This is a genomic window from Rhodococcus sp. (in: high G+C Gram-positive bacteria) (assembly GCF_049299235.1).
In the GTDB taxonomy this organism is placed as follows: Bacteria; Actinomycetota; Actinomycetes; order Mycobacteriales; family Mycobacteriaceae; genus Rhodococcus.
This window is the reverse complement of record NZ_JBAQXC010000212.1, coordinates 1-2,389: the sequence shown is the minus strand read 5'-3', so window position 1 is coordinate 2,389 and position 2,389 is coordinate 1. Positions and strand designations below refer to the sequence as shown.

Sequence of the window (2,389 nt, the reverse complement as noted above, 5' to 3'; positions counted from 1 at the left end):
GCACCGTGCCGTAAAACCACAGCAGGTCCAGCGTCGGTGTCTCGGGATAGTGGATGTACAACCGGAAATCAGCACCGGCAGGGATCACGTCGGCATCCTCGGACTCGACACGGAACTCCGCGTAGTCCTCGGTGACCGCAATCGCCGTCCACGAGTCGAGCACAGTTTCGGTGCCCTTCGTGTACAGCACGATCTCCGCTGTGGTGCCGATCGGGATGACTGGGTCGGACGGTTGCCGGCGCACGATCTGCGCGAAGTCGGCGCCCTTCGACAGGGTGAGTTTCGACTTGATCGGGATGTGCCCGAGAGGGGCGGTCACAGCGCACCACCGAGCAAGAGTCCGAGTCCGAGCATGATCCAGATCAGATCCCACACGAGCGGCGCTATCACCTCGACCATCATTCCCCCTCTACGATCCGGTACCCGCCCGCAAGCTGCAGCGCGAGAATGTGATTCGGTTCATCTGTGGTGTAGGTGCCCTGTACGGCATCCATGCGACCCCGATGCCCGACACCGCCCTCGGTGGCGAGTACCACGGACATGCGGCCGGGCTGCCCGAACATCCGCGGACGGTGATAGACGAGCAGGTGATCGGTGCCCTGCATTGGCGGGTCGATCCGGTACAGGGTGGCCTCATAGCCGCCCGGGGACGGCAGACCATCCGCCACAATCTGAGCTGTAGGCACGAGTTCTCCTTAGCTGGTCGTGGTGAAGTTGAGAACGGCAGACATTTCACTGGGGTTGTCGCCGATGTCGACAGCCTGCACGCGCACCGTGTACGACGTCGACGCAGCCAACCCCACGAAGTCATGTTCGGGAGCGGAGACGACGCCGTATCGGTTTCCGTTGAGGTAGAGGGCGTAGTGCTTGACCATCACGTCGTCGGTCGAGGCGTCCCACGTGACATGCGCCGAGGAGCTAGTGATCCCGGAGGCGACGAGGTTCGACGGTGTTGACGGCGGCACTCCGAGCGTGTCTTCGACGTACACGGTGACAACGACCATGCCGCCCGCACCGTTGCCGCCCGCACCGGCGCCTGCGAAAGCACTGCCGCTGCCGCCTCCTCCGCCTGCGCCGCCCGGCCATCCGCCGTGGCCGCCGCGATATCCGCCCCAGAACAAGCCCGAAGCGTAGTTGCCGCCGCCACCACCGCATGAACCGTTGCCGACCTGGCCATAGTCGACAGAAAATCCGTTTCCGCCGACGCTATTCGACCCGACTGAGCCGCCGGGATGGAACGGCCCATCGCTACCGGCCGAGCCGCCCGCGTTATTGCTGCGTCCGTCGCCTCCGCGCATCTTGTACGTGCGACTGCCGGTGCCGTAGTTGGTGCGGGTCGCACCATCCGAGGACAGGTACGCCCCGAACAATGAAGCGCCGGCGGCGCCGTCGTTTCCTGCGTCGGTGCCGCCTCCGATCGTGATCGCCACGTTCGTCGTGAGGTCTTCCAGCTCGGAACCGGCGAACGTGTAGAAGTTGAAACCGCCGCCGAAGCCGCCCTCGCCGCCGCCGCCGGATGTGCCCCCTGGTTTGCCGCTGGTTGCGCCCGAGAACACCGCAACATCAATCTTGTATGCGGCCGGATGTTTCGTCCACACATCCGACTCCGCGTACGTGTACCGGAAGACACGTTCGGTGCCGATCAGGATCTCGTCGATCCGATTGTCCAGGCGCGAAACCTCACCACCGAACAGTGGCGCGGAGATGAACTCGCCATGCAGCTGCGTCTGCGCTCCGCTCCACGCGTTCAGCGGAACGCCCTTCAGTGACGCCTTCGCATCCCCCTCGGTTTGCGCCCGCCACGAAGCGAACGCGCCAACCGAAAACGACCCCGCCGGCGAATCACCATTCGGAGAAGTCACGGCACCTCCTCCTCATGCTGAATCCGCCACAGCACCAACAGGCGATGCAGCAACGTCAACGCGAGAGCCAGCAGCACAACAGCGCGAACCTCGTTGCGCCACGCATAGTCCCCGAAGAGCCACACGCTGGACTGCTGTGCCCCGATCGCTGCGAGCGCCACCGTCGTCGCCATCATCGATCGTCCGGCCTGCGTGGCCCGCCACGGCGACCTAATCGCGTACGACACCACGAACATGATCGCCAGCACCGTCATCGACATGATCAATACCTGCGCCTCGATACGCGGCGGGCACAACACGATGACCCCCACACCGACAACTGCTGCGGCAGCAAGAGCGGCCCTGATCATGCGTGTCTCCTCTTGCCCATGGCGAACTCGATCGACTCACCGAAGTGATTGTGGCGGCGTGACTTATCATGCCGAGACACCACCGCCTCGACGCGACGCTCCCGCGCCTGCTCCTCCTGCAGCGCCACCTCGACGTCCTCGAGAAGCGCACGCTGCTGCTTGACCTTTCGTCCCCAC

At 64.4% G+C, this 2,389-nt stretch carries 5 protein-coding genes; all 5 read right to left on the bottom strand.

The features are described from left to right. Positions 1–319, bottom strand: a 319-nt coding sequence (locus WAX14_RS12395; protein WP_422628359.1) for a DUF7264 domain-containing protein, incomplete at its 3' end; no start/stop codon positions are given. Positions 320–398: 79 nt separating this feature from the next. Continuing rightward, positions 399–686 carry a hypothetical protein gene (locus tag WAX14_RS12390; RefSeq protein ID WP_422628358.1) on the bottom strand — a complete coding sequence of 96 codons (288 nt, stop codon included), beginning with the start codon at positions 684–686 and terminating at the stop codon, positions 399–401. A gap of 9 nt (positions 687–695) precedes the next feature. Beyond that, a complete protein-coding gene (locus WAX14_RS12385; RefSeq protein WP_422628357.1) occupies positions 696–1,862 on the bottom strand; it encodes a fibronectin type III domain-containing protein in 1,167 nt (388 codons plus the stop codon). After that, positions 1,859–2,212, bottom strand: coding sequence for a putative phage holin (locus WAX14_RS12380; RefSeq protein ID WP_422628356.1), 354 nt, complete (start codon positions 2,210–2,212; stop codon positions 1,859–1,861). The genes WAX14_RS12385 and WAX14_RS12380 overlap by 4 nt, the downstream gene beginning before the upstream one ends. Next, positions 2,209–2,389, bottom strand: a 181-nt coding sequence (locus tag WAX14_RS12375; RefSeq protein ID WP_422628355.1) for a DUF7620 family protein, incomplete at its 5' end; no start/stop codon positions are given. The genes WAX14_RS12375 and WAX14_RS12380, both read right to left, overlap by 4 nt.

Bases quoted from the DNA above. Each gene is read 5' to 3' on its own strand.
- WAX14_RS12380 (WP_422628356.1), bottom strand. From the start codon at position 2,212: ATGATCAGGGCCGCTCTTGCTGCCGCAGCAGTTGTCGGTGTGGGGGTC.